Genomic DNA, 22,431 nt, shown 5'->3' with positions numbered 1-22,431 from the left:
CGGCCTGTTGCTGTCGCACCAGTGCTCGTACCCAGCCCCACGCCGGACACTCCCCCTAGAAGAGTGACGGTGAACTCGTCCCCGGCGAAACCGGCGCGCTGAAGCCCGACACCGCAGCCGACGCGGACGTCGTGGTAGCGCTGGAGGATACCGATTCGGGCGCTGAGGACGAGGCCGACGAAGCAGCCGACGACTCGGTGGACGGTGGCTCGGAGGACGGTGATTCCGAACTCGGCGACGACGAGGAAGGAGCTGAGGGCGACGACGGAGAGCTCGACGTCGGCGGGCACGGGCTCGTGGACGCGCCGGGCGTGCCCGGTGTGCCGGGGGACGTGGAGGCGCACGGCGACGGGGAGTTCGAGGACGGCGAGGTCGGCGGGGACACGGTCACCGAGGGGCTGGCCGGGTTCAGCGGCGGCGGGGTCCGGTGGTCGTGCCGCCCCGTGTCGCCGTGGTGGCGGCCGAACCAGTGCCCGTTGTGGGGGTCGTAGATCACGAAGATGTTGATCACCTGCGGTGCGGGCGTGACCACGACGACGTTCTGCGGCCGGTACGACGACCAGGTGTCGCCGGTCGGCTTCGGGGTGGTCTGCTGGGCGACCGGCGGCGACAGCGGGTTGCCGCAGGCGCAGCGGACGCGGGGCACGCCGTGGCTGTCGACGAGGACGGCGGTACCGGCCTGGAGGACGGCCTGGTAGCTGGTGGCGACGCCGGCGCGGTAGCCGTGGTTGGTGACGCGGGTGTCCATGCGCAACTGTACGGGGGTGAGGGAGCGCAGATAGGCCGGGACCCCGGCAGGCTGGACGCCGACGACCGACGCGAACGCCTTGTTCTTCGCCGGGTTCGCCTGGAGTGCCTTGATCTGCTTCTCCACGTCGCAGCTGGCGACGTTCTGGGTGCCGCCGTAGAGACCGGGGGCACCGCCGTCGACACCGCGCACGGCGTTCGCCGGTTCCGAGGCGCTGGGTGAGGCGGAGACGGGCGGGGCGGAACTCTCGCTCGCCGTGGACTCCGTGAACGGGTCCGGACCGGTCTTCGCCGCCGCCTGCAGAAAGACCTCGCCCTTGCTCGCCGTACCGGACGAGCCGCCGTCGGAGCGGGTGAAGACGAGGCCCAGCACCACGGCGGCCACCACGACCGCGGTGAGGATCGCGACGCGTGGCGCCGACTTCCACCAGGGGCGGTGCGGCTCCGGTGCCCCGGCGCCACCGCTGCCCGAGGGCTGCGAGGGTGGGCCCGAAGGCGGCTGGGAGGGTCCCGACAGCGGGCCGGAGGGCGGTCCGGTGGGGCGGCCTGAAGACGGAGGTTCGACGCTCACGAGTTCTTCTTCCCGACGCGGTCACAAGCGGCATTCATGATGATTGATCCCGCTTTATTCACAACGAACCCATTGTGTGCTCCGGCCCCCGTCCGCCCGCAAGCCGACGCGGACGGCCCTCCCGGCGGGCGCGCTCCGCAGGCGCTGCTTAGCGTGGCAGGCGTGACCCCCCGAACCCCCTCCGACCAGGCAGTCGCCCGCCACGGCTGGGTCCAGGCCCTGAGCACGGTCCTGGCCGGGCTGATCACCATGGGCGTGGTCGCCGCGCTGGGCCTGTGGGCGGCGGGCGCGACGGACCTCCCGGACGGCGCGTTCCCCCGGGTCGTCACGGCGACCGTGGTGACGGCCGTCGGCGGCACCGTGAAGCTCTCCGGAAACGCGGGCGCCCTCGCCGACACAAAAGCGGGCCTGACGGTCATCCCCCTCTCGGTGACCCTGGCCGGCGCCCTGGCAACCGCTGCCGCGTTCCTACGGCCCCTGCGGCACCGCGCGGTCGCCTCGGCCGCGGAGCTGGCGGGCTGGGCCGCCCGTATCGCCGTCCTGTGGCTGCTCGGCCTGATCGGACTGGCCCTCGGCGCCCGCCAGAAGTTCTCGATCTCCCTCGGCACTGGAACGCTCGGCGACATCGGCGACCTCGTCGGCGCCTCACCCGAGGTCGGCTTCGAGGCGGACGTACCGCAGACGGTGCTGTTCGGCCTGCTGTGGCTGGCCGGCGTACTGGTGCTGGCCCTTCTGGTGTCGCCGGGCGCACCGCTCCCCGCCGCGCTGCTGCGCTTCCACGCGTCCGTCCGCCCGGCCGCGTACGCCGTGGTGGCCCTGCTCCTCGCCTACGTCGCGCTCGGCGTCGTCGTCGCCCTGCTCACCGCGGTGACACGCGGGAACGTCACCCAGACCTTCGCCCTGATCCTGCTCGGTATGCCGAACCTCGTGTGGCTCACCCTCACGATCGGACTGGGCGCCACCTGGAACGGCCGGGTCGACGGCCCCTTCGGCCTGCCCATGCCCCACCTGCTCGACGAGGTCCTGCGCACCCCGGACATCTCCACCCTCAACCTGCACTCCATCGCCGCCCTCGACGGCAGGGTGTGGTGGCTCCCGGTCGTGAACGCGGTCCTCCTCCTGTCCGCCGCGTTCCTGATGGCCGCCCGCTCACCGGCCCACACCCGCGCCTGGCAGCACGCCGTCCACCTGGCGGTCGCCTTCGCCCTCGCGGTCCTGATGATCTGCCTCGTCGGCCGCGTCTCCGCCCACTACGGCCTCTCCCTCCTCGGCATCGGCGACGTGGGCGGCGGCCTCTCCGGCGACCTGTTCCTGAAGCCCGAGCTGTGGTCGGCGGTGGGGCTCGCGGCGCTCTGGGGACTGATCGCGGGCTTCCTGGGCGCACTGCTGGCCAAGCCGGTACGCCGCCACGGCGAGATCGAAATCCCCGAGCAGTCGCAACGCCCGGCATGAGAGTGTGCGCCCAGCCGAGGAAAGGGCAGACATGGCGCTGACGCTCGAAGACCGCCTGGCCATAACGGAGTTGATCGCACTGCACGGCCACTTGGTCGACGAGGGCGAACTCGGCCGTCTGCACGAGGTGTTCACCCAGGACGTCGAGTACGACCTCACCGACTTCGGCCAGGGAACGGTCACCGGCCTTCCCGAACTCGTGGGCGCGTCCCTGGCGTTGGGAGCGGGGAACCCCGTCGCCCATCACGTCACGAACGTGGTGATCGAGGCTGCGGCGGAGGGACGGGTCCGGGTCCGATCGAAGGGACTGGGAATCCGGACGGACGGCTCGTGCGGTTCGGTGACGTATGAGGACACGGTGGTGCCCATGGGAGCCGGCTGGCGGATAGCGCGCCGCAGGGTGTCAGCACGGCGAGTGCCACTGAATGGGACGCGCAGCGTCCTTTGAGGGGCGCGGGGAACTGCGCGACCAGCCCCCACCGGCCCGCAGCTGACAAGGAGACCTCAGCGCCCCCTGAACACCGGCGCAGCCCACGCCGGCACCGCCCCCACCCCCACATCCACCTCCGTCGCCGCATGCCCGGACACCCCACCCCGCAACTCCGTCACGAACGCCAGACACGACTCGTACCGATCGTCAGGACTCTTGGCCAATGCCTTCGCGAAGACCGCGTCGACATGCCCCGGCAGATCGGCCCGGGACTCGGTGACCGCCGGCGGCATGTCGTACTGGTGCGCCCACAGCAGCGCCATGTCGTCGTCCCGCCGGAACGGCGGACGCCCCGCAAGGGTCTCGTAGGCGACACAGGCAAGCCCGTACACGTCACAGCGCCCGTCGACCGGCCGCCCGGAGATCTGCTCGGGAGCCACGTAGTCGAGCGTGCCGACGAACTGCCCGACCGTCGTGAACCCGGTCAGCGAAAGGGACTTCTTCGTCAGGCCGAAGTCGGTGAGGTACACGTGTTCGGGATGTTCGTCGTCGGTGCCGCGCGCCACGAGGATGTTGCCGGGCTTCACATCCCGGTGGACCAGCCCGTGTTCGTGCGCGGCGTCCAGCGCGGAGGCGACCTGGCCGACGATGCGGGTGGCCGCCGAGAGCCCCAACGGGCCCGCCCGGTCCAGGAGATGGCGCAGGTCGCTGCCAGAGACGTAGCGCATGGCGATGTACAGGACGCCGTCCGTCTCGCCCGCCTCGAAGACCGGCACGATGTGCGGGTGGTCGATCGCGGCGGCGACCCGGGACTCGTGGGTGAAGCGTTTGCGGAAGGTGTCGTTGCGGGCGAGTTCCGGGGCGAGCAGTTTGAGGGCGACCGTGCGGTCCAGGCGGAGGTCGTGGGCGCGGTAGACGACCGCCATGCCGCCGCGGCCGATCTCGTCCTCGATGCGGTAACCGGCGATCTGCTTGCCGATCAGTTCGGAGGGGCGCCCGGAGAAGTGGCTCGCGTCACGGGCCATCGGGGCTCACGACCTGGGTGGGGGCGTGGCCGGGGTCGGCCGGTTCGGCGCGGGGTCCGTCGTCGGTGGCGTAGGTGCTGAGCCGGGTGCCGTCGCCGTAGACCCAGCGTTCGTGGTCGGCGTCGTACAGCCAGACGGAGGCGCCGTCGACGACCACCCCGATACGCAGGCCCTTGGTGCGGGTCTCGAAGGACGCGCCGTCGAGGCCGCCGGCCGCGAGTTCCTCCACGGCGCTGCGGTAGCGGGCGAGGGCCTGTTCGGCGCGGGCGAGGAGCGGGCGTGGGTCGGCGGTGCGGGCCTGTGGGGCGCCGGCGGCGGGCGGGTCCTGGGAGACGGAGATCAGGTGGCGGCCGTCGACCCAGGCGGACCAGCCGTTGGAGCAGAGCGCGTGGGCCCAGTCGCCGCGCCGCTCCAGGAGCTGCACGGGCAGCAGCGCGTCGAGCGGCACGGTGGGGCGGGCGGGGTCCGGGGCCTCCCAGGCGGGCATCCCGTGCTCGGGGACGACGTGCGTGGGCCGGAAGCCGGGGGTGGTCGTCATCGTGGCGCCCTATTTCCGCATCACGGCGGGTTCGTGCCGGCGCAGCAGCCGGGACACCAGGAAGCCGAAGAGCAGCGACAGGACAATGAGCATGCCCATGTTGAGCAGCCAGGCCCCGGCCGAGTGCCGGAACAGCGGATCGCCGGTCAGTTCGCCGGGCACGATGCGGGCCAGCCCGATGGTGCCGGCCATGCCGCCGAGCGCCCACCGCGAGGGCACGAGCCAGGAGAGCTGTTCGAGGCCGGGTACGCCGTGCAGTTTCAACAGGGCGCCGCAGAACACCACTTGGACGATGGCGAGCAGCACGAGCAGCGGCATCGTCACCTCCTCCTTGCGCACCAGCGCGGAGACCAGCAGGCCGAGCATCATCGCGGTGAACGCCAACAGGGCGACGGCCACGGTGATTTCGATCAGGGGTGGCATCAACACCCCTTTCCCACGTGGTGCGTTGAGGTCGACGCCGAACAGGCCGACCAGGGTGAGCACCACGGCCTGTGCCACGGTGATCGCGCCCAGTACGACGACCTTGGAGAGCAGGTACGCCGATCTGGACAGGCCGACGGCTCTCTCGCGCCGGTAGATCGCGCGTTCCTTGACGAGTTCGCGCACGGCGTTGGCCGCCCCGGTCAGCACACCGCCGACGCAGAGGATGAGCAGCGCGTTCATCGCGGTCTCCCGCGTCAGGGTGCTCCCGGCGAGCGCGCGGGCCATCGCACCCATCACGAACGGCAGGGCGATCATGATGGCGAGGAAGGTCCGGTCGGCGGCGAGGGCGGCGGCGTAACGCCGTACCAGCGTGCCGAGTTGTGCGCCACGGCTGCGGGGCCTGGGCGGCGGGGACACGGCGACCGGGCCGGAGCCGAGCAGATGGGGCTGTGCGGTGGAGTTGCGGATGTACTGGCGTTGGAAGGGGGACTCCCTGAACTCCCCCGCCCAGTCCCGGTCCTGATCGCGCTCGAAGGACTCGAAGGCCTCGGGCCAGTGCTCGAAACCGAAGAAGGCGAGGGCGTCGCCGGGAGGCCCGTAGTAGGCGACCCTGCCGCCGGGCGCGAGCACCAGGAGGCGGTCGCAGACGTCGAGGCTGAGGACGCTGTGGGTGACGACGATGACGGTGCGGCCGTCGTCCGCGAGGCCCCGCAGCATGTGCATCACCGAGCGGTCCATGCCGGGGTCGAGTCCTGAGGTCGGTTCGTCGAGGAAGAGCAGCGACGGCTTGGTCAGCAGTTCCAGGGCCACGCTGACCCGCTTGCGCTGGCCGCCGGAGAGGCTGTGCACGGGCTGCTCGGCCCGCTGCTGGAGGCCCAGTTCGCGGACGACCTCCTCGACCCGGGCCTGCCGCTCGGCCTTCGCCGTGTCCTGGGGGAAGCGCAGTTCGGCCGCGTAGGACAGGGCGCTGTGCACGGTCAGCTGGGCGTGCAGGATGTCGTCCTGCGGGACCAGGCCGATGCGCTGGCGCAGTTCGGCGTAGTCGCGGTAGAGGTCGCGGCCGTCGTAGAGGACGGTGCCGCGGTCGGCGGGGCGCTGGCCGGTGAGCGCGTTGAGGAGGGTGGACTTGCCGGCGCCGCTGGGGCCGACCACGGCGAGCAGGCATTTCTCACCGACCGGGAACGACACCTGGTCCAGGAGGACCTTGCGGCCGTGGTCGACGGCGACCGTGAGGTCCTGGACGTCGAGGGAGACCTCGCCGGTGTCGACGTACTCCTGCAGCTGGTCACCGACGAGGCAGAACGCGGAGTGTCCGATGCCGACGATGTCGCCCGGGCCCATGGGTGCGCGGGTGACGGGCTGGCCGTTGAGGTAGGTGCCGTTGTGGCTGCCGAGGTCGACGATCTCGTACGTGCCGTCCGGCATGGCGCGGAGTTCGGCGTGGCGGCGGGAGACGATCAGGTCGTCGACGACGAGGTCGTTGTCCGCGGCCCGGCCGATGCGGACGGTGCGGGTGGGCAGCGGCCGTACGGTGGTCGGCTGCCGGAAGGTGCCCGTGAAGGCGGGCATGGACACGGCCGAGGGGCGTTCCGGGGCCGGGGCCGGGCGGTCGGCCAGGGTGACGCACGGGCCGTCGGCCGCGCTGCCGAAGCGGATCACACTGCCGGGGCCGACGCCCCACTGCTGGACTCGGCGGCCGTCGGCGTAGGTGCCGTTCGTGCTGTGTTCGTCCTCCAGCGTCCAGTGGTCGGCGTCGGGCCGCAGTACCGCGTGGTGCCAGGAGACCCGGGCGTCGTCGATGACGATGTCGCTCAGCGGATCGCGGCCCACGTGGTAGTCGCGGCTCGGGGTCATGACCGTGGAGCCCGACTCCGTCTCCAGGAGGAGTTCGGGCGCGGTCGGCGCCATCGGCCGCTCTGACATGACCCGAATTCTACCGATTCGTTCACCCGGGCGCCCGGTCAGCGGTCAGCGGTCAGGGGTCAGGGGTGTGCCATGGGCGACGCGTGTCAGGCGACAGGGACGACGAGTGCGGGAACGGTCCGCTGCATACGGAGGGCGTCCACCGATTCGGCGAGCAGCTCGTACTCGGTGGTCTCGTCGCTGATGGCGATCTGCACCAGCCGGCCGGCCGCCAACTCGTAGGCGACCTGCTCCTGATGACCGACGTCACGGGCCCAGGTGCGTAACGCCTTGGGCACGTCGGGCGCCGTGTCGGCGACCGGTACCAGAGCACCCCTGGGGAAGCGCGGGTTCTCCGGCTGCGGGTCGAGCCGGTCGGCCATCCACACAGCGCGGTCCCGTAACCACCACAGGGCCAGTGCCAGTGTGGGAGCGCGGTAGGTGCCCAGGGGCACACCGACGCGCTGTCCGCCGCAGGTACCGTACGCGGTGACATGGCACAGGAATTCGTCGTGCACGATCACTCCCCCGTCGCGTGTCTCGATTGCCGGTCGGGCCTCGCTTTCCATGCGGCTCTGGCTGGCGGCTCGGGTGGCTCAGGTGGTGCGCACGATGGCGGATTCGCATCGTGAAGTAGTGCCCTAGCAGACGAGTATGTTCACTCCTGAAACACTGTCACCACGACTTTTTAGCCAGTCTCTTGGCATATTCACAGCCTCTTATGGCCGAAAACCTTCGGGATCCCTTTTGCGGTGATCTCCGACCGCCATTACCCGAGGGGTAATCGACCCTCCGCGCGGTCCCCGGCATGGTGGAACCACCGGGTCGGCACTGACCGAGATCCGGGCCCTGACCAGTACGAACAAACCTCGACGGAGGCTGATTCACCATGTCCGAGAACACCGACCGCTACGAGAACGCCGTCGCCCGCTACTTCGAGGCCTGGAACGCGGGCGAGCCGGAGGCACTGACGAAGGCGGTGGCCGCCGCCTGGTCCGTCGAGGGTACTTATACCGATCCATTGGCGACAGTCACCGGCCACACGGAGATCGCCGGACTCATCGCCGGGGCGCACGCCCAGTTCCCGGGGTTCGCCTTCCGTCCCCTGGGGACAGTCGACGGGCACCACGACACCGCACGGTTCGCCTGGGAACTGGTGAGCGAGGCCGACGGGTCGGCGCCCGTCGCCGGCTTCGACGTGATCACGCTGGACGCGGACGGCCGTATCCGCTCCGTGCTCGGTTTCCTGGACCGGGTGCCCGCCGGGGCCTGAGAGCCGGTGTCCGCGATGAGTTCTCCCGCTCGGGGCGGTCTTTCGTACGACAGGCCACTCCGAGCGGAGGACATCATGAGCACCGGCACCCCGTTGAACGAGGAATTCACCGCCGTATTGATCAAAAGCCCGAACGACGCCGGCTGGACCTATCTCGTCTGGCCCGAGTCCGTCGCGTTCTTCGGCACCCGCGGTCTGGTGAAGGTGCGCGGCACGATCGACGGTCACCCTTTCCGCAGCTCCTTCATGGCTCTCGGGGACGGCACCCACAAACTGCCCGTGAAGGCCGATCTCCGCAAGGCCATCGCGAAAGGCGAGGGCGACCGGGTGACCGTACGGCTCGAAGAACGGCTCAACTCCTAGTCAGGGCTTCCTCGCGGTACCGCCTCGGTGCCACCCCGACCGCCCGTTTGAAGGCGTTGCTGAAGGCGCTCTCGGAGGTGTAGCCGACGGACCGGGCGAGGGCGCCGACCGGGGCGGCGTCCTGGCGGAGGGCCCGGGCGGCGAGGTTCATGCGCCAGTTCAGCAGGTACGTCAGGGGCGGCACTCCGGCCGCCTCCTTGAACCGTACGGCGAACGTGGTGCGGGACATCGACGCCGCCCGGGCCAGCTCCTCCAGCCGCCAGGGGTGGGCCGGGTCGCCGTGCATCAGGCGCAGGGCGGGGGCCAGCCGCTCGTCGGCGAGGGCGCGCAGCCAGCCGGGCGGCAGCCCGTCCGACTCGGCCAGACAGACCCGCAGCACCTGGACGAACATCAACTGGGCGAGCTGCGCCGACACGAGCTCGACGCCCGCCCTGCGCGTCCGCATCTCGGCCGCCAACTGCCCGATGAGCCACCGCAGTACACCGGCCTCGGGCGAGTCGGCCCGGACGTGGACCAGCTCCGGCAGCGCCCGGCGCAGCAGGTCGCCGCGGTCGCGGCTCAGGTCGATGTGCCCTGAGACGCAGGCGACGTCCACCGCCTCGCCCTGCCCCAGGCGGCCCATCCGCGTCTCCGGGTCCATGACGACGTCGTCGGAGTCGGTCGGCTCGACACCGGGCCGGCTGCACAACGTGTACGGCTGTCCGCCGTCGGAGATCACGACGTCCCCCTCGGCGAGCCGCAGGGGTTCACCGCCGTCGTCCCGGACCAGCAGGCAGCCGCCCTGAACGACCGCGTTCACCTTCAGCCGGTCGCGTCCGCGCAGCTGGACGGCCCAGTCGCCGCCGGCCGTGAACCCTCCGGAGAACACGCTGCGTGCGTCGGCGACGGCGAGGGCATCGGAGAGGGGATCCACGGTCATGCTCGAACTATCACGCAAGTAATGCGGATTCTCAAGTATTCATCGTACGGAACGGCCGACCTACGGTGGTCTCACCAGCTCAAGCTGACAAGGAGAGAGCAGACATGACCACCACCGCACAGCAGCCCCTGAACTCCGGCTTCGGCGCCACGTCCACCGCCGAGGAGGTGATCAAGGGCATCGACCTCACCGGCAGGGTCGCGATCGTCACGGGCGGCTACTCCGGCATCGGCCTGGAGACCGCCCGCGTGCTGCGCGCCGCGGGCGCCGAGATCGTCGTACCGGCCAGGGACGTGGAGCGGGCCCGGACGGCGCTCAAGGCAGTGCCCGGAGCCGAGGTCGAGTACCTGGACCTGTTGGACCCGGCGTCCATCGACACCTTCGCGGAGAAGTTCCTCGCCTCCGGGCGCCCGCTGCACCTCCTGGTCAACAGCGCCGGGATCATGGCGACCCCACTGAAGCGCGACGCGCGCGGATACGAGACGCAGTTCGCCACCAACCACCTGGGGCACTTCCAGCTGACCACCCGGCTGTGGCCCGCGCTGGTCGCGGCCGAGGGCGCACGGGTCGTGGCGCTGTCCTCGCGGGGCATCCGCTTCGCCGGAATCGACTTCGACGACCTGCACTTCGAGCACCGGGCCTACGAGCCGTTCGCGGCCTATGGCCAGTCGAAGACGGCCAACGCCCTGTTCGCCGTGGAGCTGGACCGGCGCGGGCGGGCGCAGGGCATCCGGGCCTTCGCCGTGCACCCGGGTCTCATCATCGACACCGGACTCGTCAAGCACCTCGACACGTCAGTACTCCAGGCCGCGGGGGCGCTCGACGGCGAGGGCAGGCCCGTCCGTGATCCCGAGCGCCAGATGAAGACCGTGCAGCAGGGCGCGGCCACCGGCGTCTGGTGCGCGACCAGCCCGCAACTGGCCGGCCTCGGCGGGGTGTACTGCGAGAACGTCGACATCAGCCCGCTGGTGACCGCCGAGAACGAGGCTGCCTGGTACGCCGGCGAGAACACCCCTGGCGTGCTGCCCCGCGCCGTCGACCCAGAGGCGGCGGCCCGCCTCTGGGAGATCAGCGAGCGGCTTACGGCCTGACGATCGCGTCGATGCGGGCCAGTTCCTCGGCGTCGAAGTCCAGGTTGCGGGTGGCCGCGACGCTGTCCTCGATCTGCTGCGGGCTGCTCGCACCGACCAGGGCGGAGGTCACCCGGCCACCGCGAAGCACCCACGCCAGGGCCAGCTGCGCGAGGGTCTGCCCGCGCCCCTTGGCGATGTCGTCGAGGGCGCGCAGCTGCCCCACCAGGTCCTCGGTGACCGCGTCCGAGTTCAGGAACGGGCTGTCGCTCGCCGCCCGGGAACCCTCCGGGATGCCGTCGAGGTAGCGGGAGCTGAGCAGGCCCTGCTCCAGCGGGGAGAAGACGATGGACCCGACCTGCAACTCGTCGAGGGCGTCGAGCAGGCCCTCGTCCTCGGGGCGGCGGTCGAGCATCGAGTAGCGCGGCTGGTGGATGAGGAGCGGGGTGCCCAGCTCGCCGAGGATGCGGGCGGCCTCCCGGGTCTGCTCCGCCGAGTAGTTGGAGATGCCGACGTAGAGCGCCTTGCCCTGCTGTACCGCCGAGTGCAGGGCGCCCATCGTCTCCTCCAGGGGAGTCTCCGGGTCGGGGCGGTGCGAGTAGAAGATGTCGACGTAGTCCAGGCCCATGCGCGTGAGGCTCTGGTCCAGCGAGGACAACAGGTACTTGCGCGAACCCCACTCGCCGTAGGGGCCGGGCCACATCAGATAGCCGGCCTTGGTGGAGATCACCAGCTCGTCGCGGTACGACCCGAAGTCCGCCTTCAGCGCCTCGCCGAGGGCGGACTCCGCGGCGCCGGGCGGCGGACCGTAGTTGTTGGCCAGGTCGAAGTGGGTGACGCCGAGGTCGAAGGCGCGGCGCAGGATCGCGCGCTGGGTGTCGACCGGGCGGTCGGGCCCGAAGTTGTGCCACAGGCCGAGCGAGATCGCGGGGAGTTTCAGACCGCTGCGTCCGGTGCGCCGGTAGGGCAGCTCCGCGTAACGGTCGGGGTGTGCGGTGTACAACGCGACTCCAGAGGGGTTGGCACACGGGATACCGGTTCCAGGGAACCGTCGTCCACTCTGTCCGACCTGCGGGCAGTGGTCCAACAGAAGAATCCGATGGAATTCAGCGGTTACGCTTCTCAATCATGGAGCTGCGTCATCTTCAGCATTTCATCGCCGTCGCCGAGGACCAGCACTTCACCCGGGCGGCGGAGCGGTTGATGGTGTCCCAGTCGGGCCTGTCGGCGTCGATCCGTGCCCTGGAGCGGGAGTTGCAGACCCCGCTGTTCGTGCGCACCACCCGCCGGGTCACGCTCACGGAGGCCGGCCGGGCCCTGCTCGGCGAGGCGGAACGGATCCTCGCACAGGTACGGTCGGCGCACGAGGCAGTGGCCGCCGTGCAGGGCGTGCTGCGCGGCACCCTCTCCCTGGGCACCGAGCAGTGCATCGCCGGAGTGCATGTGGCGGGACTGCTCGCCGCGTTCCGGCGTCGGCACCCGGATGTGGAGATCCGGCTGCGGCAGGCGGGTTCCGGGGCGCTCGCGGAGGAAGTCGCGGCCGGACGCCTCGACCTGGCCTTCGCCTACCGCACCCAGGCGGACACCGACCAGCTGCGCTCGGTGTCCCTGACCAGCGAGCCGATGACCGTGCTGTGCCATCCCAGCCACCGGCTCGCCCGGATCGGCGCGGCGGTCACTCCGGACGACCTCGGCGGCGAGGTCTTCGTCGACTTCCACCCGGACTGGGCCTCGCGCCGCACCACGGACGCCGTCTTCGCCGCGGCGGGCGTACGGCGGACCGTCGCGCTGGAGGTCAACGACGTGCACAGCCTCCTCGACCTGATCGACGAGAACCTCGGGATCGCGGTGGTCCCCCAGCACTTCCGTCACAAGCGCGAGCCCCTCACCGCCCTCCCCCTCAAGGGAACGGGCGAGGAGGTCTACGAGACGGTGGCCCTGCTGCCGCCTCCCCAGGCCACCAGTCCGGCGGCGAGGGCGCTCATGACCCTCCTCGAAACCGGGACTCCGGCCGCGTGAGCGACGGCGATGCGCGAAGGTGGTCGTATGCATGCCAACGACATCCTCATTGACGCGTACGGCCGTATCCGGGAAGAAGTCCACGCCGCCGTCGACGGCCTGACACCGGACCAGCTGCACGCGCGCGTGGCCGCCGACGCCAACTCCATCGCCTGGCTGATCTGGCATCTGACCCGCGTCCAGGACGACCATGTCGCCGACGCCTCCGGCCTCGACCAGGTGTGGCTCACCCAGGGCTGGGAGAAGCGCTTCGGACTCGACCTGCCCGCCCGGGACACCGGATACGGCCACACCTCAGCGAAGGTCGGCAAGGTGCGCGTCGAGTCGGCCGGGCAGCTGACCGGGTATTACGACGCGGTGCACGAGCAGACCCTGGAGTATCTGCGCGGGCTGGCCCCGGAGGACTACGAGCGGATCGTGGACGAGCGCTGGGACCCGCCGGTCAGCCTGGGCGTACGGCTGGTCAGCGTCCTGTCCGACGACCTGGAGCACGTCGGACAGGCCCAGTACGTACGGGGGCTGCTTCAGAGCGCGGCGGCGTAGCCCGGCAGGACGACGTCCTCGATGAGGGCCTTGCGCTCGTCGTACGGGATGAACGCGCTCTTGAGGGCGTTCACCGTGACGGTGCGCAGGTCCTCGACCGTCCAGCCCGCCTCCTCGACCAGGAGGGACATCTCGCGGGTCATCGTCGTACCGGACACCAGTCGGTTGTCGGTGTTGAGGGTGACGCGGAAGCCGAGGTCCTTCAGGGCGGTGATGGGGTGCTCGGCGATCGAAGTGGCCGCGCCCGTCTGGAGGTTGGAGGTCGGGCACATCTCCAGGGCGATACGGCGGTCGCGGACCCAGCCCGCGAGGCGGCCGAGCTTGCCCTCGACGATGTCCTCGGTGATGCGGACGCCGTGCCCGATGCGCTGGGCGCCGCAGACCTGGAGGGCCTGGTGGATGCTGGGCAGGCCGTGGGCCTCGCCGGCGTGGATGGTGAACGGGACGCTCTCGCGGCGCAGGTGCTCGAAGGCGGCGAGGTGGTCGGCGGGCGGGAAGCCGTCCTCGGCACCGGCGATGTCGAAGCCGACGACACCGGCGTCCCGGAAGGCCACCGCGAGGTCGGCGGCCTCACCGACCCGGTCGAACATCCGCATTCCGCACAGCAGCGTCCGCACCTGGACCGGCGTCCCCGCCGCCGCGGCCTTCGCCATACCGGCCGCGAGGCCTTCCTGGACGGTCTCGACGACCTCGGCGAGCGTGAGTCCGCCGTCGGTGTTCAGCTCCGGGGCGTAACGCACCTCGCCGTAGACCACGCCGTCGGCCGCCAGGTCGAGGACGTACTCCTCGGCAACGCGCAGCAGGCCCTCACGGTTCTGCATGACGGCGAGGGTGTGCTCGAAGGTGGCGATGTAGCGCACCAGGTCACCGGAGTTGGCTGCGTCGAAGTACCACGCGGCGAGCTCGTCGGGGTCGGTGGTGGGCAGGGTGTGCCCGACCGTCTCCGCGAGCTCCACCACGGTGGCGGGGCGCAGGCCGCCGTCGAGGTGGTCGTGCAGCACGGCCTTGGGGAGCCGGCGGAGGGTGTCGGCGTCTATGCGCGTAGATGACATGTGCGGTCGTTCCTCGGTCGTTCGGTGAGCGGGGTCGGGCGGTACGGAGGTTCAGGCGGCGGGCTGGAGCAGGTCCCAGCGGTTGCCGTACAGGTCCTGGAAGACGGCGACCGAACCGTACGGCTCGTGGCGCGGCTCCTCCAGGAAGGTCACGCCCGCGGCGAGCATCCGGGCGTGGTCGCGGGCGAAGTCCTCGGTGTGCAGGAAGAAGCCGACGCGCCCGCCGGTCTGGTCACCGATCCGGCCGCGCTGGTCCTCGCCCTTTGCGCGGGCGAGCAGCAGACCGGTGCCGGAGCCGTCCGCGCCGGGCGGGGTCACCACGACCCAGCGGGAGCCGTCGGGGCGGGGCGCGTCCTCGACGAGGCGGAAGCCGAGAGCTTCGGTGTAGAAGCGGATCGCCTCGTCGTAGTCGTCGACGACGAGGGTGACCAGGGCGATACGGCTCATCGGGATGCTCTCCGTGCGGTTCCGTTCGACGGGATATTGACGGGTGAGGTTATACGTAAAACGTCACTCGCGCCAGTCGCCGTCGGGCCCGCCCCTCAGCGGGCCTCCTCGCCCTGCGCCACCTCCACCCGATGGTGGACGTCGATCATCGAAGTGGCCGAGGCGGCGAAGGAGAGCGCGGCGCAGGCGATCAGCAGGGCGGCGAGTCCGCAGGCGGCCGTGCGGTGGATGACGCGCGGGGCCGCGAGGAGGGCCTTGACGCGTTGCGGGACCGGGCCGGTGGTGGCGCCGGGGACGAAGTCCGGGCGGCGGGAGCGGGCCGACTGTCCGGCGAGGGCCGCGCGGGCGATGGCTCGGGCGATCAGGCGCCGGTCCCCGACGACGGTGGCGGCGGCCTCGTCGGCCGCGCGTTCGGCCGCGAGCCGGATCGTGTCGCGGACCGGGCCGAGCGCGGGGTGGCAGCGGGCGGCGAGTTCGGCGGCGACGAGGAAGTAGTGGTGGCCACCCGCGTTGTGCGCCCGCTCGTGCGCGAACAGCGCCTCGCGCTCGGCGGCGTCGAGGCTGCGCAGCATGCCGGTGGTGACGACGATGCGGTGCGGTCGCCCGGGCAGGGCGTACGCGTCCGGGTGCGGGGAGTCGACGACGCACAGGTCACCCGCGACGGGCCCGCACCCGGCCTGCGTGCGGGCGACACGCAACCCACGGGACTGGTGCAGCGCCCACCGGGTCAGCGTCCAGGCGCAGACGGCCAGTGCACCGGCGGACAGCACTGCCGCCGGCGGGACGAGACCGCCGTAGGAGGTGCGCAGGGGGTGGATCAGTTCGCCGAGCGACGCGAACAGCGGCAGTCGGAACAGTCCGGTCAGGACGAACGCTCCGAGAGCGGCGATGGTGCAGCCGGCCGCGGTCACCGCGGAGCCGGTGAGCAGCCACAGGGCGGTGACCGGCGTGAGCCGCTCCAGGGCGCGCCGGGCCATGGGCCGCAGCGCGAACGGCAGCACGAGCGGGAGGAGCAGCAGGGCGATCATCGGTCACCGGATTTCATCGCACCCAGGATCCCACGCCCCACCGCGTCGCAGCTACTGCTCACCGGATTCGAGAAGGTCGCGCAGGACGCGTTCGTCGTCGGGGCTGAGCTGGGCGACGAAGCGGGCGAGGACGGTCTCCCGGTCGCCGTCCCGGTCGAGTTCGGTGTGCATACGGCGGGCGGTGAGGCCCTGCGCGTCCTGGACGGGGAAGTAGGCGTACCCGCGGCCCTGGCGCCTGCGGTCGACGACGCCCTTGTCGTGCAGCCGGGTCAGGATCGTCGTCACCGTGGTGCGGGCCAGGCCCGTGCCGAGGCTCTGCTGCACCTCTCCAGGGGTCTGGGGGCCGCCGGCTGCCCAGAGGGCGGCCATGACGGTGGCCTCCAGCTCACCCGCCGGTCGGCGTTCGTCCTTCGCGTCGGCCATGGGAACGATCCTCACCCCGTCCTCTTCTGCGGTCCGGCAGACCGTCTACAGAATTGTAGTCATCAAGGTGCCGTGACGTCACTGCACCCGTGTGCCCGTTCCCGCGGACCCCTTGAGGAGGGGCCGGAGCGACCTCCGGGTCCGGGCGTGACAGGCTGGTGATCGTGTCGAGGCCGCCCCGGCACACTCCCCCATCGCGCACCGCCGTACAGGAGTTGAGCGTCATGTCCTCCGAGCTGCCGAAGTCGACCGGAGCTCCGGCCCGTCAGAACGTCACCTTTCCCAGCGCCGGGGGCACCGCCCACGGCTATCTCGCGCTGCCGCCGTCCGGGAGCGGGCCGGGGGTGATCGTCATCCAGGAGTGGTGGGGCCTGACCGACCACATCGCCAACGTGGCCGACCGGCTCGCGCAGGAGGGCTTCGTCGCGTTCGCCCCCGACCTGTACGGCGGGAACGTGGCCCACGAGAGCGACGAGGCCCTGCGGATGATGCGGGCCCTCCCGGTCGCCCGCGGTGTCGAACTGCTCTCCGGCGCGGTCGACCACCTGCTGTCCCTGCCCGAGGTCACCTCGGACACGGTCGGCGCGGTCGGCTTCTGCATGGGCGGCGGCTTCGTCCTGTACCTGGCGGCGGCCGACCCCAGGGTCAGCGCCGCCGTACCGTTCTACGGCGTGATCCAGGGCGAGTTCCCCGACTTCTCCGGGCTGAAGGCCCAAATCCTGGGCCACTACGGCGAGTTGGACGAGAGCATCCCCGCGAAGAGCCTCGACGCCCTGCGCGAGACCGTCGAGCGGGAGTCCGGCATCATCGCGGACCTGCGCCTCTACCCGGCGAACCACGCCTTCTTCAACGACGGCCGCCCGGTCTACGACGCCGACTCCGCGGCCCGCGCCTGGGCGAGCACGGTGCCCTTCCTGCACGCGCAACTGGGCTGACGCCAAAGCGCTTTCCCGCACGCCTCTCTCTGCTGACACCACGGCGCCCTGGTCCGAGGTCCTACGACCCCGGCCCGAGGCGCCGCGCGGGCGCCGCCGGTAGCGTCCCCGGCATGAAGATCACCGTGCCGCCCCGCGGCTACGAGGAGCGCAGGCGTGACGTACTGGCGCGTCTGGAACGGGAGTTGGACATCTGGGTGGCCTCGGCGGACGCCGGCGGGCTGCCCTTTCTGGTCCCGCTGTGGTTCGTGTGGGACGGGGAGGCCGTGTGGCTGTGCACCCGGCCCACGAACCCCACGGGCCACAACCTCAGCGCCGGGCGGCGGACGCGGCTCGCCTTCGCGGACACCCGGGACGTCGTGCTCATCGACGGTGAGGCCACGGCGTTCACCGCCAAGGACGTCCCGGCCGCCGCTGCCGAGGCCTTCGACGCGAAGTACGGCTGGGATCCCCGGGAGGAGCGTGCGCCCTACTCTTTCTTCCAGGTGAGGCCGCTGGCCGTCCAGGCGTGGCACGAGGTGCACGAGCTGCCCGAGCGAAATCTGATGCGGGACGGCGTATGGCTGGCGTGAGCAGCCCTGCTCCGGCTCAACCGGCCTTTCTGTGCAGGTCGTTGAGCCCGGCCAGTTCGTCGTCGGTCAGGCGGATCGAGCCGACCGCGACGTTCTCGGCGAGGTGGTCGGGGTTGCCCGTACCGGGGATGGCGAGGACGTGCGGACCCTGGGCCAGGGTCCAGGCCAGGCGGATCTGGGCGGGGCTGGTGTCATGCGCGTCCGCGACGGCCAGGACCCCGTCGTCGTGGGCGGTGGTCGCACTCCTGGCACCCCCCGCGCCCGCGATGGCGAAGAACGGCACGAACGCGATGCCCTGTTCGCCGCAGATCCGCAGCATGTCGTCGGTCTCGGCCTGGTACGAGTCGAGCGCGAACCGGTTCTGCACGCTCACCACCGGGGCGATCTCCTGCGCCTCGGCGAGGTGCCGGGGCTCGACGTCGGAGAGCGCGAGGTGCCGGACCAGACCCTCTTCCTGGAGTTCGGCGAGCGCGCCGAAGTGCTCGGTGATCGTGTCCTGCCCCATCCGGCGCAGATAGACCACGTCCAGCTGGTCGCGCCCGAGCTGGCGGAGGTTCTCCTCGACATGACCGCGCAGGTCGTCGGGGCGTGCCGCGCTGCCCCACTCCCCCGAGTAGGTGCGGAAGGGGCCGACCTTCGTGGCGATCACGAGGTCGTCGGGGTAGGGGGCGAGCGCGGTGTTGATGAGTTCGTTGGCCGACCGCAGCGTCGAGAAGTAGAAGGCGGCCGTGTCGATGTGGTTCACCCCGAGCTCAACTGCCTTGCGCAGCACGGCGATCGAGCGGTCACGGTCACTGGGAGTGCCGAGGTTGAAGGCGGCGCTGCCCGTCAGCCGCATCGCGCCGAAGCCGATGCGGTTGACGGACAGGTCGCCGAGTTTCCAGGTGCCCGCGGCTGCGGCGGTGATCTTCGCTGAGGTCATCAGCGGAGTTTCGCACATGCGCGCGGCGCGGCCACCCGCACTTTACGGATATGTGTAGGTGTTCAGGCTGTCGACGGCCGAGGCGGGGTTGCCCAGGTCGTAGCGGTCCACGGCGAGGAAGTTGGGCTTCTTGCGGGCGGCCGGCTGGCAGAACCGCTGGGCCCGGTCGAGGACCTTGGTGTTGTCGGTCCCCGCCGTCCCGGCGATGGTCGCGTCACGGAAGTGGTTCATGACGAACAGTGGGCGGAACCCCGAATAGGTCTGGGTGAGCGGGACGTTGAGGTCGCTGCCGTACCAGCGGCTGTAGCAGGACCAGTCGGAGGTGCCGGCGCCGGAGCCCATGGACCAGTAGTTCTCGACGGTCCACTCGCGCTGGTACATCACGCCGAAACTGTCCCGGGTCAGTCCGGCGGACTGGTCGGAGGCGCGGCTGTGGTCGGTGAAGATCAGCAGGCGGTGGTTGGCGGCGATCAGGTCGGCCATCTTCGGCCAGCCGTTCTGCTGCACACCGGTCTGGTCGGGGCGGTACAGGACGTCGTACAGGCCGTTGACGCGGGCGAGTTCACTGCGCAGGACGGTCGGGTCGACGTAGTCCTCCAGGAAGACGGTGACGAACTGGTCGGTGTGCGCCCTGAGGAAGTCCACGATGCGCTGGAGGTCGACGTTGAGGGCGACCGGGCTGCTGACCAGGGTGCAGCTGTCGTGGCAGAGGATCGCGCCGTCGGGGGTCTGGTGGATGTCCAGCATGAACCCCCTTACACCGTCGGAGAGTTGCTGGTTGATGCCCCGGGCCTGGTTGGGGAAGAAGTTCACGAAGGGCGGGGCGAAGCCGCCGTCGACTCCGTTGGCGTAGGCGTTGTGCGCGGTGAGGAACGTGACCTGGTCCAGGGTGCGTTGGTCCTGGGCCGGGATCGGCTTGGTGGGTGAAGTGATCGGGGTCAGGTACCAGGAGGCGAGGCCGCCGGAGGAGCCGATGGCCAGCTGGGCCGGGTAGTTGGCGCCGGAGGGCTTGGCTGCCACGGTCAAGTAGCTTGCCGTGCCGGGGACTTGGAGCGAGTACTGGTCACCGCCGGTCGCATTGATCTGCCAGGCCGCGTCGGCGCTCGTGCATGCGACGGTCTTCGCCTGGGCGCCCGAGCGGCCGAGGCAGCTGCCTGCGGTGTCGGCGCTCTCCAGGACGTACGAGGACCCGCTCGCCTTGAGGTTCCACTGCTGGTGATCCTCGTTGCCCTTGGGGTTGTGCTGCTCCACCACTCCCCCCTTGTCGGCCGCGTCGAGCCCGGTGGTGGCGCTCTGGACGTAATAGGTGCCGGGCGCCGGGACCGCGTCGGCGGCACCGGCCGGTGGAGAGACGAGCGTCGTGGCCAGCGCCGCGGTGATGGCGAACAGGGCGTGGGGGGTTCGCATGGGTGCCCTTCGGTTGAGTGTGGTCAGGCTCATGACACCGGAAAGGTGATCGGCCCACACCCAAGCGCCTCTGGTCTGAACCAGTCAAGAGGCATGAACGGTCCGCGGAATGAACGGCGAAGGGCGGTCACCGATCAGCGGGATCTCCTCAACTCCCGCCACGCCACGTAGTGATCGAGCAGAGTCTCCTCCAACGGCCGGTAGCGGATGCCCAGTTCCTCCACTCCGCGCCGGTTGTCGACCGCGAACCTGATCCCCAGGTGCTTGCGGATGTAGTCCTGGGTGAGCCCGAACGCGGGGCCCAGGATGCGCACCGGCCAGTGCGGGAGGCCGTGCCCGGGCAGCCGGTAGTTGCGGGGGAAGTGCTGCCGCAGGGCGCGGGACATATCGAGGAAGGACGCCATCCGGCTCGCGGCGACGATGTATCGGCCGTGCGCGTCGGGGCGTTCGGCCGCCGCGATGTGCGCGCTCGCGACGTCCCGCACGTCGGCGACGGTGAAGCTGAAGTCCGGTGCCCCGTAGAAGAAGTAGCCCTTGAAGAGTTCGTCGAGGAGGAACAGGCTGCCGGAGTCCGAGGCCGGGGTGAGTGAAGGACCCAGGATCAGGCCGGGGTTGACGGAGACCATGCGCCAGCGGTCCTGTGCGTGTGCCGCGTCCCAGGCGGCGCGTTCGGCGACGGTCTTGGCGTAGTGGTACGGGTTGTTCTCGACCGTACTGGTGGTGTTGACGTAGTCCTCGGAGAGGATCTCGTCCTTCATCTCCCGTACGTCGGCGTAGTCCCCGAAGATCGCGCCGACCGTCGATGTGAACACCAACTTCTCGACGGTGGGCGTGCGTTCGATGCCGGCGAGGACGTTCCGGGTGCCGGTGAGCGCGGGTTCGACGACGTCCTTCCGGCCGTCCTTGATCTTCTCCGGCATCAGGAACGGCGAGGCCACATGGAACACGACCCGGCAGCCCTCCATGGCCGCGTCGAAGGAGCCCGCCGCCAGCAGATCGGCCTCGAACAGCTCGAGAGCGCCCGGGAATTGGGTCTGCATCGCCCGCAGCGGCGCGACCTTCGCCTCGTTGCCGAGGGACCGCACGGTGGTGTGCACCCGGTAGCCGCGCTCCAGCAGTTGCCGGACCAGATGGCTGCCGACGAATCCGCTGCCGCCGGTCACCAACACCGTCCCGCCGCCGACACTCATCCCTGGCTCCGATCACCCGTGGCATCCAGCGCGCACGCTACAACGGTGATCGGTCCCGGGTCAGCGGTTCGGCCGCTACGACTCTCAACTCCCGCTTCCCGTATAGGCGGCCGTGGTCCGGTCGGCGGACGCGCGGGCCGCCGCCTCGTCCTCACCGCTCGCGACGTTGGCCGCGTACCAGGCCTCGCTGCTCAGCGTCACGAAGCGGCGGCCCTCCTCGGACGCCATCCAGGCCATGGCGTCCTCGGGCTTCACGGGACTGGCGCCCGACAGGTTGCCGCCGAGCCCCAGGAGGATCGAGTCCCAGCCGACGCCCACCGCGCCGGGTCCGAACTCGGCCCACTTCGTGTCGTCGACATGGGCGATGTGCTCCAACTCGAAGCGCGCTCCGTCGCCCTCGGGCGTCAACCGCAGCTCGATCCAGCTGACTTCGCCGCCGAACTCCCAGGTCGCGAAGAAGCCGTTGGGCGGGTCGCAGCGCTCGATCGTGCCGCCCGCGTTGCCCTGCAACTGGTACTTGCCGCCCAGCCGCAGTTCGCCGGTGACCGGCAGGAACCAGCGCGGGATGCGCTCGGGGTTGGTGCAGGCGTCCCAGACGTCGGCGACCGGTGAGTCGTAGGACTGGGCGATGGTGATCACGCGGGCCTCGCCCGCCTGGAAGTCGCGGCGGCCGACCCGGCGGCTCACGGAGTTGATCTGATGGGTCACGTCGATCACGGGGTGCTCCTCGGAGTGTCGTCGTCGGCCTCGTGGAGCCGGCGCTCACGCTTGCCCCGGGCCAACTCCGTGGCCAGGGCGTCCAGATGCGGGGTCCAGTGGCGGCGGAACCGGTCGAGCCAGGCGTCGATGTCACGCAGCGGCTCGGAGTTCACCGCGTACAGGCGGCGGGTGCCGTCCGGCCGTACCGTCGCGAATCCGTTCTCCCGCAGCACCTTCAGATGCTGGGAGACCGCGGGCTGCGATATCCCGAACTCCCGCCGGACGACATCGCTGACCGTCCCGGCGGGCTGCTCGCCCTCGGCGAGCAGCTCCAGGATGCGGCGGCGCACGGGGTCCCCGAGCACATCGAAAGCGTGCATGAGCACCAAAGTATCACCGGTCGCTTATATAATAAACCCTGTATAAAATGAGTGGTTTAGGTTGAGGCCAGCGGGTTAGACAACAGCGCCGTTGGGTG

The 22,431-nt window shown here is 70.6% G+C and carries 25 protein-coding genes; 9 read left to right on the top strand and 16 right to left on the bottom strand.

Annotation, left to right across the window (positions count from 1 at the left end; all coding sequences use genetic code 11):
- Positions 1-55: 55 nt before the first annotated feature.
- The gene (locus ACFXC1_RS06750) at positions 56-1,318 is read right to left on the bottom strand and encodes a DUF6777 domain-containing protein (protein ID WP_381239774.1); all 1,263 of its coding nucleotides are present in this window, start codon (positions 1,316-1,318) and stop codon (positions 56-58) included.
- Between the two features lie 162 nt (positions 1,319-1,480).
- Between ACFXC1_RS06750 and ACFXC1_RS06745 the strand changes: the two genes are divergently transcribed.
- Together ACFXC1_RS06745 and ACFXC1_RS06740 are read left to right on the top strand one after the other, a co-directional pair.
- Positions 1,481-2,770 (top strand): streptophobe family protein, encoded by a 1,290-nt coding sequence (locus ACFXC1_RS06745; protein WP_381239771.1) that lies wholly within the window; start codon positions 1,481-1,483, stop codon positions 2,768-2,770.
- A gap of 31 nt (positions 2,771-2,801) precedes the next feature.
- Positions 2,802-3,218 (top strand): nuclear transport factor 2 family protein, encoded by a 417-nt coding sequence (locus tag ACFXC1_RS06740; RefSeq protein ID WP_381239769.1) that lies wholly within the window; start codon positions 2,802-2,804, stop codon positions 3,216-3,218.
- A 56-nt stretch (positions 3,219-3,274) separates the two neighbouring features.
- On the opposite strand, the gene ACFXC1_RS06735 is transcribed toward ACFXC1_RS06740, so the two are convergent.
- The 4 genes from ACFXC1_RS06735 to ACFXC1_RS06720 all read right to left on the bottom strand — a co-directional run bounded on the left by ACFXC1_RS06735 (position 3,275) and on the right by ACFXC1_RS06720 (position 7,609).
- On the bottom strand, positions 3,275-4,225 hold the full coding sequence (locus ACFXC1_RS06735; protein ID WP_381239767.1) for a serine/threonine-protein kinase: 951 nt from the start codon (positions 4,223-4,225) through the stop codon (positions 3,275-3,277).
- Positions 4,215-4,763 (bottom strand): thioredoxin domain-containing protein, encoded by a 549-nt coding sequence (locus ACFXC1_RS06730; RefSeq protein WP_381239765.1) that lies wholly within the window; start codon positions 4,761-4,763, stop codon positions 4,215-4,217. Before ACFXC1_RS06730 ends, ACFXC1_RS06735 begins: the two co-directional genes overlap by 11 nt.
- Before the next feature lie 9 nt (positions 4,764-4,772).
- A complete protein-coding gene (locus tag ACFXC1_RS06725; RefSeq protein WP_381239763.1) occupies positions 4,773-7,112 on the bottom strand; it encodes an ABC transporter ATP-binding protein/permease in 2,340 nt (779 codons plus the stop codon).
- Positions 7,113-7,198: 86 nt separating this feature from the next.
- Positions 7,199-7,609: a hypothetical protein gene (locus ACFXC1_RS06720; protein ID WP_026178618.1), complete on the bottom strand. Its 411-nt coding sequence runs from the start codon at positions 7,607-7,609 to the stop codon at positions 7,199-7,201.
- Between the two features lie 371 nt (positions 7,610-7,980).
- On the opposite strand from ACFXC1_RS06720, the gene ACFXC1_RS06715 reads away from it, so the two are divergent.
- Both ACFXC1_RS06715 and ACFXC1_RS06710 read left to right on the top strand, forming a co-directional pair.
- Complete coding sequence (locus tag ACFXC1_RS06715) at positions 7,981-8,364, top strand: nuclear transport factor 2 family protein (RefSeq protein WP_381239760.1); 384 nt, start codon at positions 7,981-7,983, stop codon at positions 8,362-8,364.
- 75 nt (positions 8,365-8,439) lie between these two features.
- On the top strand, positions 8,440-8,727 hold the full coding sequence (locus ACFXC1_RS06710; RefSeq protein ID WP_381239757.1) for a DUF1905 domain-containing protein: 288 nt from the start codon (positions 8,440-8,442) through the stop codon (positions 8,725-8,727).
- Here ACFXC1_RS06710 and ACFXC1_RS06705 read toward each other — a convergent pair.
- The gene (locus tag ACFXC1_RS06705; RefSeq protein ID WP_381239755.1) at positions 8,717-9,646 is read right to left on the bottom strand and encodes an AraC family transcriptional regulator; all 930 of its coding nucleotides are present in this window, start codon (positions 9,644-9,646) and stop codon (positions 8,717-8,719) included. The genes ACFXC1_RS06710 and ACFXC1_RS06705 overlap by 11 nt on opposite strands.
- 104 nt (positions 9,647-9,750) lie before the next feature.
- On the opposite strand from ACFXC1_RS06705, the gene ACFXC1_RS06700 reads away from it, so the two are divergent.
- Positions 9,751-10,737, top strand: coding sequence for an oxidoreductase (locus ACFXC1_RS06700; protein WP_381239753.1), 987 nt, complete (start codon positions 9,751-9,753; stop codon positions 10,735-10,737).
- Here the strand turns inward: ACFXC1_RS06700 and mgrA are convergent.
- Positions 10,727-11,719, bottom strand: a complete 993-nt coding sequence (gene mgrA, locus ACFXC1_RS06695) for an L-glyceraldehyde 3-phosphate reductase (RefSeq protein WP_381239750.1) — start codon at positions 11,717-11,719, stop codon at positions 10,727-10,729. The two genes, ACFXC1_RS06700 and mgrA, sit on opposite strands and share 11 nt — an antisense overlap.
- Before the next feature lie 125 nt (positions 11,720-11,844).
- Here mgrA and ACFXC1_RS06690 point away from each other — a divergent pair, with 125 nt between their 5' ends.
- Entirely contained in the window at positions 11,845-12,735 is an 891-nt protein-coding gene (locus ACFXC1_RS06690; protein WP_019069142.1) for a LysR substrate-binding domain-containing protein, read from the top strand.
- 27 nt (positions 12,736-12,762) lie between these two features.
- Entirely contained in the window at positions 12,763-13,278 is a 516-nt protein-coding gene (locus tag ACFXC1_RS06685; protein WP_381239747.1) for a mycothiol transferase, read from the top strand.
- Here ACFXC1_RS06685 and ACFXC1_RS06680 read toward each other — a convergent pair.
- From ACFXC1_RS06680 to ACFXC1_RS06665, 4 genes are all read right to left on the bottom strand, one after another.
- Positions 13,260-14,330, bottom strand: a complete 1,071-nt coding sequence (locus tag ACFXC1_RS06680) for an adenosine deaminase (protein WP_381239746.1) — start codon at positions 14,328-14,330, stop codon at positions 13,260-13,262. The two genes, ACFXC1_RS06685 and ACFXC1_RS06680, sit on opposite strands and share 19 nt — an antisense overlap.
- A 51-nt stretch (positions 14,331-14,381) precedes the next feature.
- Entirely contained in the window at positions 14,382-14,777 is a 396-nt protein-coding gene (locus ACFXC1_RS06675) for a VOC family protein (RefSeq protein ID WP_381239743.1), read from the bottom strand.
- Between the two features lie 95 nt (positions 14,778-14,872).
- Positions 14,873-15,805, bottom strand: coding sequence for a M48 family metalloprotease (locus ACFXC1_RS06670; RefSeq protein WP_381239740.1), 933 nt, complete (start codon positions 15,803-15,805; stop codon positions 14,873-14,875).
- Positions 15,806-15,856: 51 nt separating this feature from the next.
- Positions 15,857-16,228 (bottom strand): BlaI/MecI/CopY family transcriptional regulator, encoded by a 372-nt coding sequence (locus ACFXC1_RS06665; RefSeq protein WP_381239737.1) that lies wholly within the window; start codon positions 16,226-16,228, stop codon positions 15,857-15,859.
- A 224-nt stretch (positions 16,229-16,452) separates the two neighbouring features.
- On the opposite strand from ACFXC1_RS06665, the gene ACFXC1_RS06660 reads away from it, so the two are divergent.
- Together ACFXC1_RS06660 and ACFXC1_RS06655 are read left to right on the top strand one after the other, a co-directional pair.
- Positions 16,453-17,163, top strand: a complete 711-nt coding sequence (locus ACFXC1_RS06660) for a dienelactone hydrolase family protein (RefSeq protein WP_381239734.1) — start codon at positions 16,453-16,455, stop codon at positions 17,161-17,163.
- Between the two features lie 113 nt (positions 17,164-17,276).
- Positions 17,277-17,735, top strand: coding sequence for a pyridoxamine 5'-phosphate oxidase family protein (locus tag ACFXC1_RS06655; RefSeq protein WP_381239732.1), 459 nt, complete (start codon positions 17,277-17,279; stop codon positions 17,733-17,735).
- Positions 17,736-17,751: 16 nt separating this feature from the next.
- On the opposite strand, the gene ACFXC1_RS06650 is transcribed toward ACFXC1_RS06655, so the two are convergent.
- From ACFXC1_RS06650 to ACFXC1_RS06630, 5 genes are all read right to left on the bottom strand, one after another.
- The gene (locus ACFXC1_RS06650) at positions 17,752-18,657 is read right to left on the bottom strand and encodes an aldo/keto reductase (RefSeq protein ID WP_381239729.1); all 906 of its coding nucleotides are present in this window, start codon (positions 18,655-18,657) and stop codon (positions 17,752-17,754) included.
- A 42-nt stretch (positions 18,658-18,699) separates the two neighbouring features.
- Entirely contained in the window at positions 18,700-20,064 is a 1,365-nt protein-coding gene (locus ACFXC1_RS06645) for an RICIN domain-containing protein (RefSeq protein ID WP_381239727.1), read from the bottom strand.
- A gap of 134 nt (positions 20,065-20,198) precedes the next feature.
- Entirely contained in the window at positions 20,199-21,254 is a 1,056-nt protein-coding gene (locus ACFXC1_RS06640; RefSeq protein WP_381239725.1) for an NAD-dependent epimerase/dehydratase family protein, read from the bottom strand.
- Between the two features lie 84 nt (positions 21,255-21,338).
- Positions 21,339-21,971 (bottom strand): SRPBCC family protein, encoded by a 633-nt coding sequence (locus ACFXC1_RS06635; RefSeq protein WP_381239723.1) that lies wholly within the window; start codon positions 21,969-21,971, stop codon positions 21,339-21,341.
- Positions 21,968-22,333 carry an ArsR/SmtB family transcription factor gene (locus tag ACFXC1_RS06630; RefSeq protein WP_381239721.1) on the bottom strand — a complete coding sequence of 122 codons (366 nt, stop codon included), beginning with the start codon at positions 22,331-22,333 and terminating at the stop codon, positions 21,968-21,970. Before ACFXC1_RS06630 ends, ACFXC1_RS06635 begins: the two co-directional genes overlap by 4 nt.
- Positions 22,334-22,431 lie beyond the last annotated feature (98 nt).

Source organism: Streptomyces hokutonensis, from assembly GCF_042751305.1.
GTDB classification, from domain to species: Bacteria; Actinomycetota; Actinomycetes; order Streptomycetales; family Streptomycetaceae; genus Streptomyces; species Streptomyces hokutonensis_A.
This window is presented reverse-complemented; position numbering and strand designations above follow the sequence as displayed.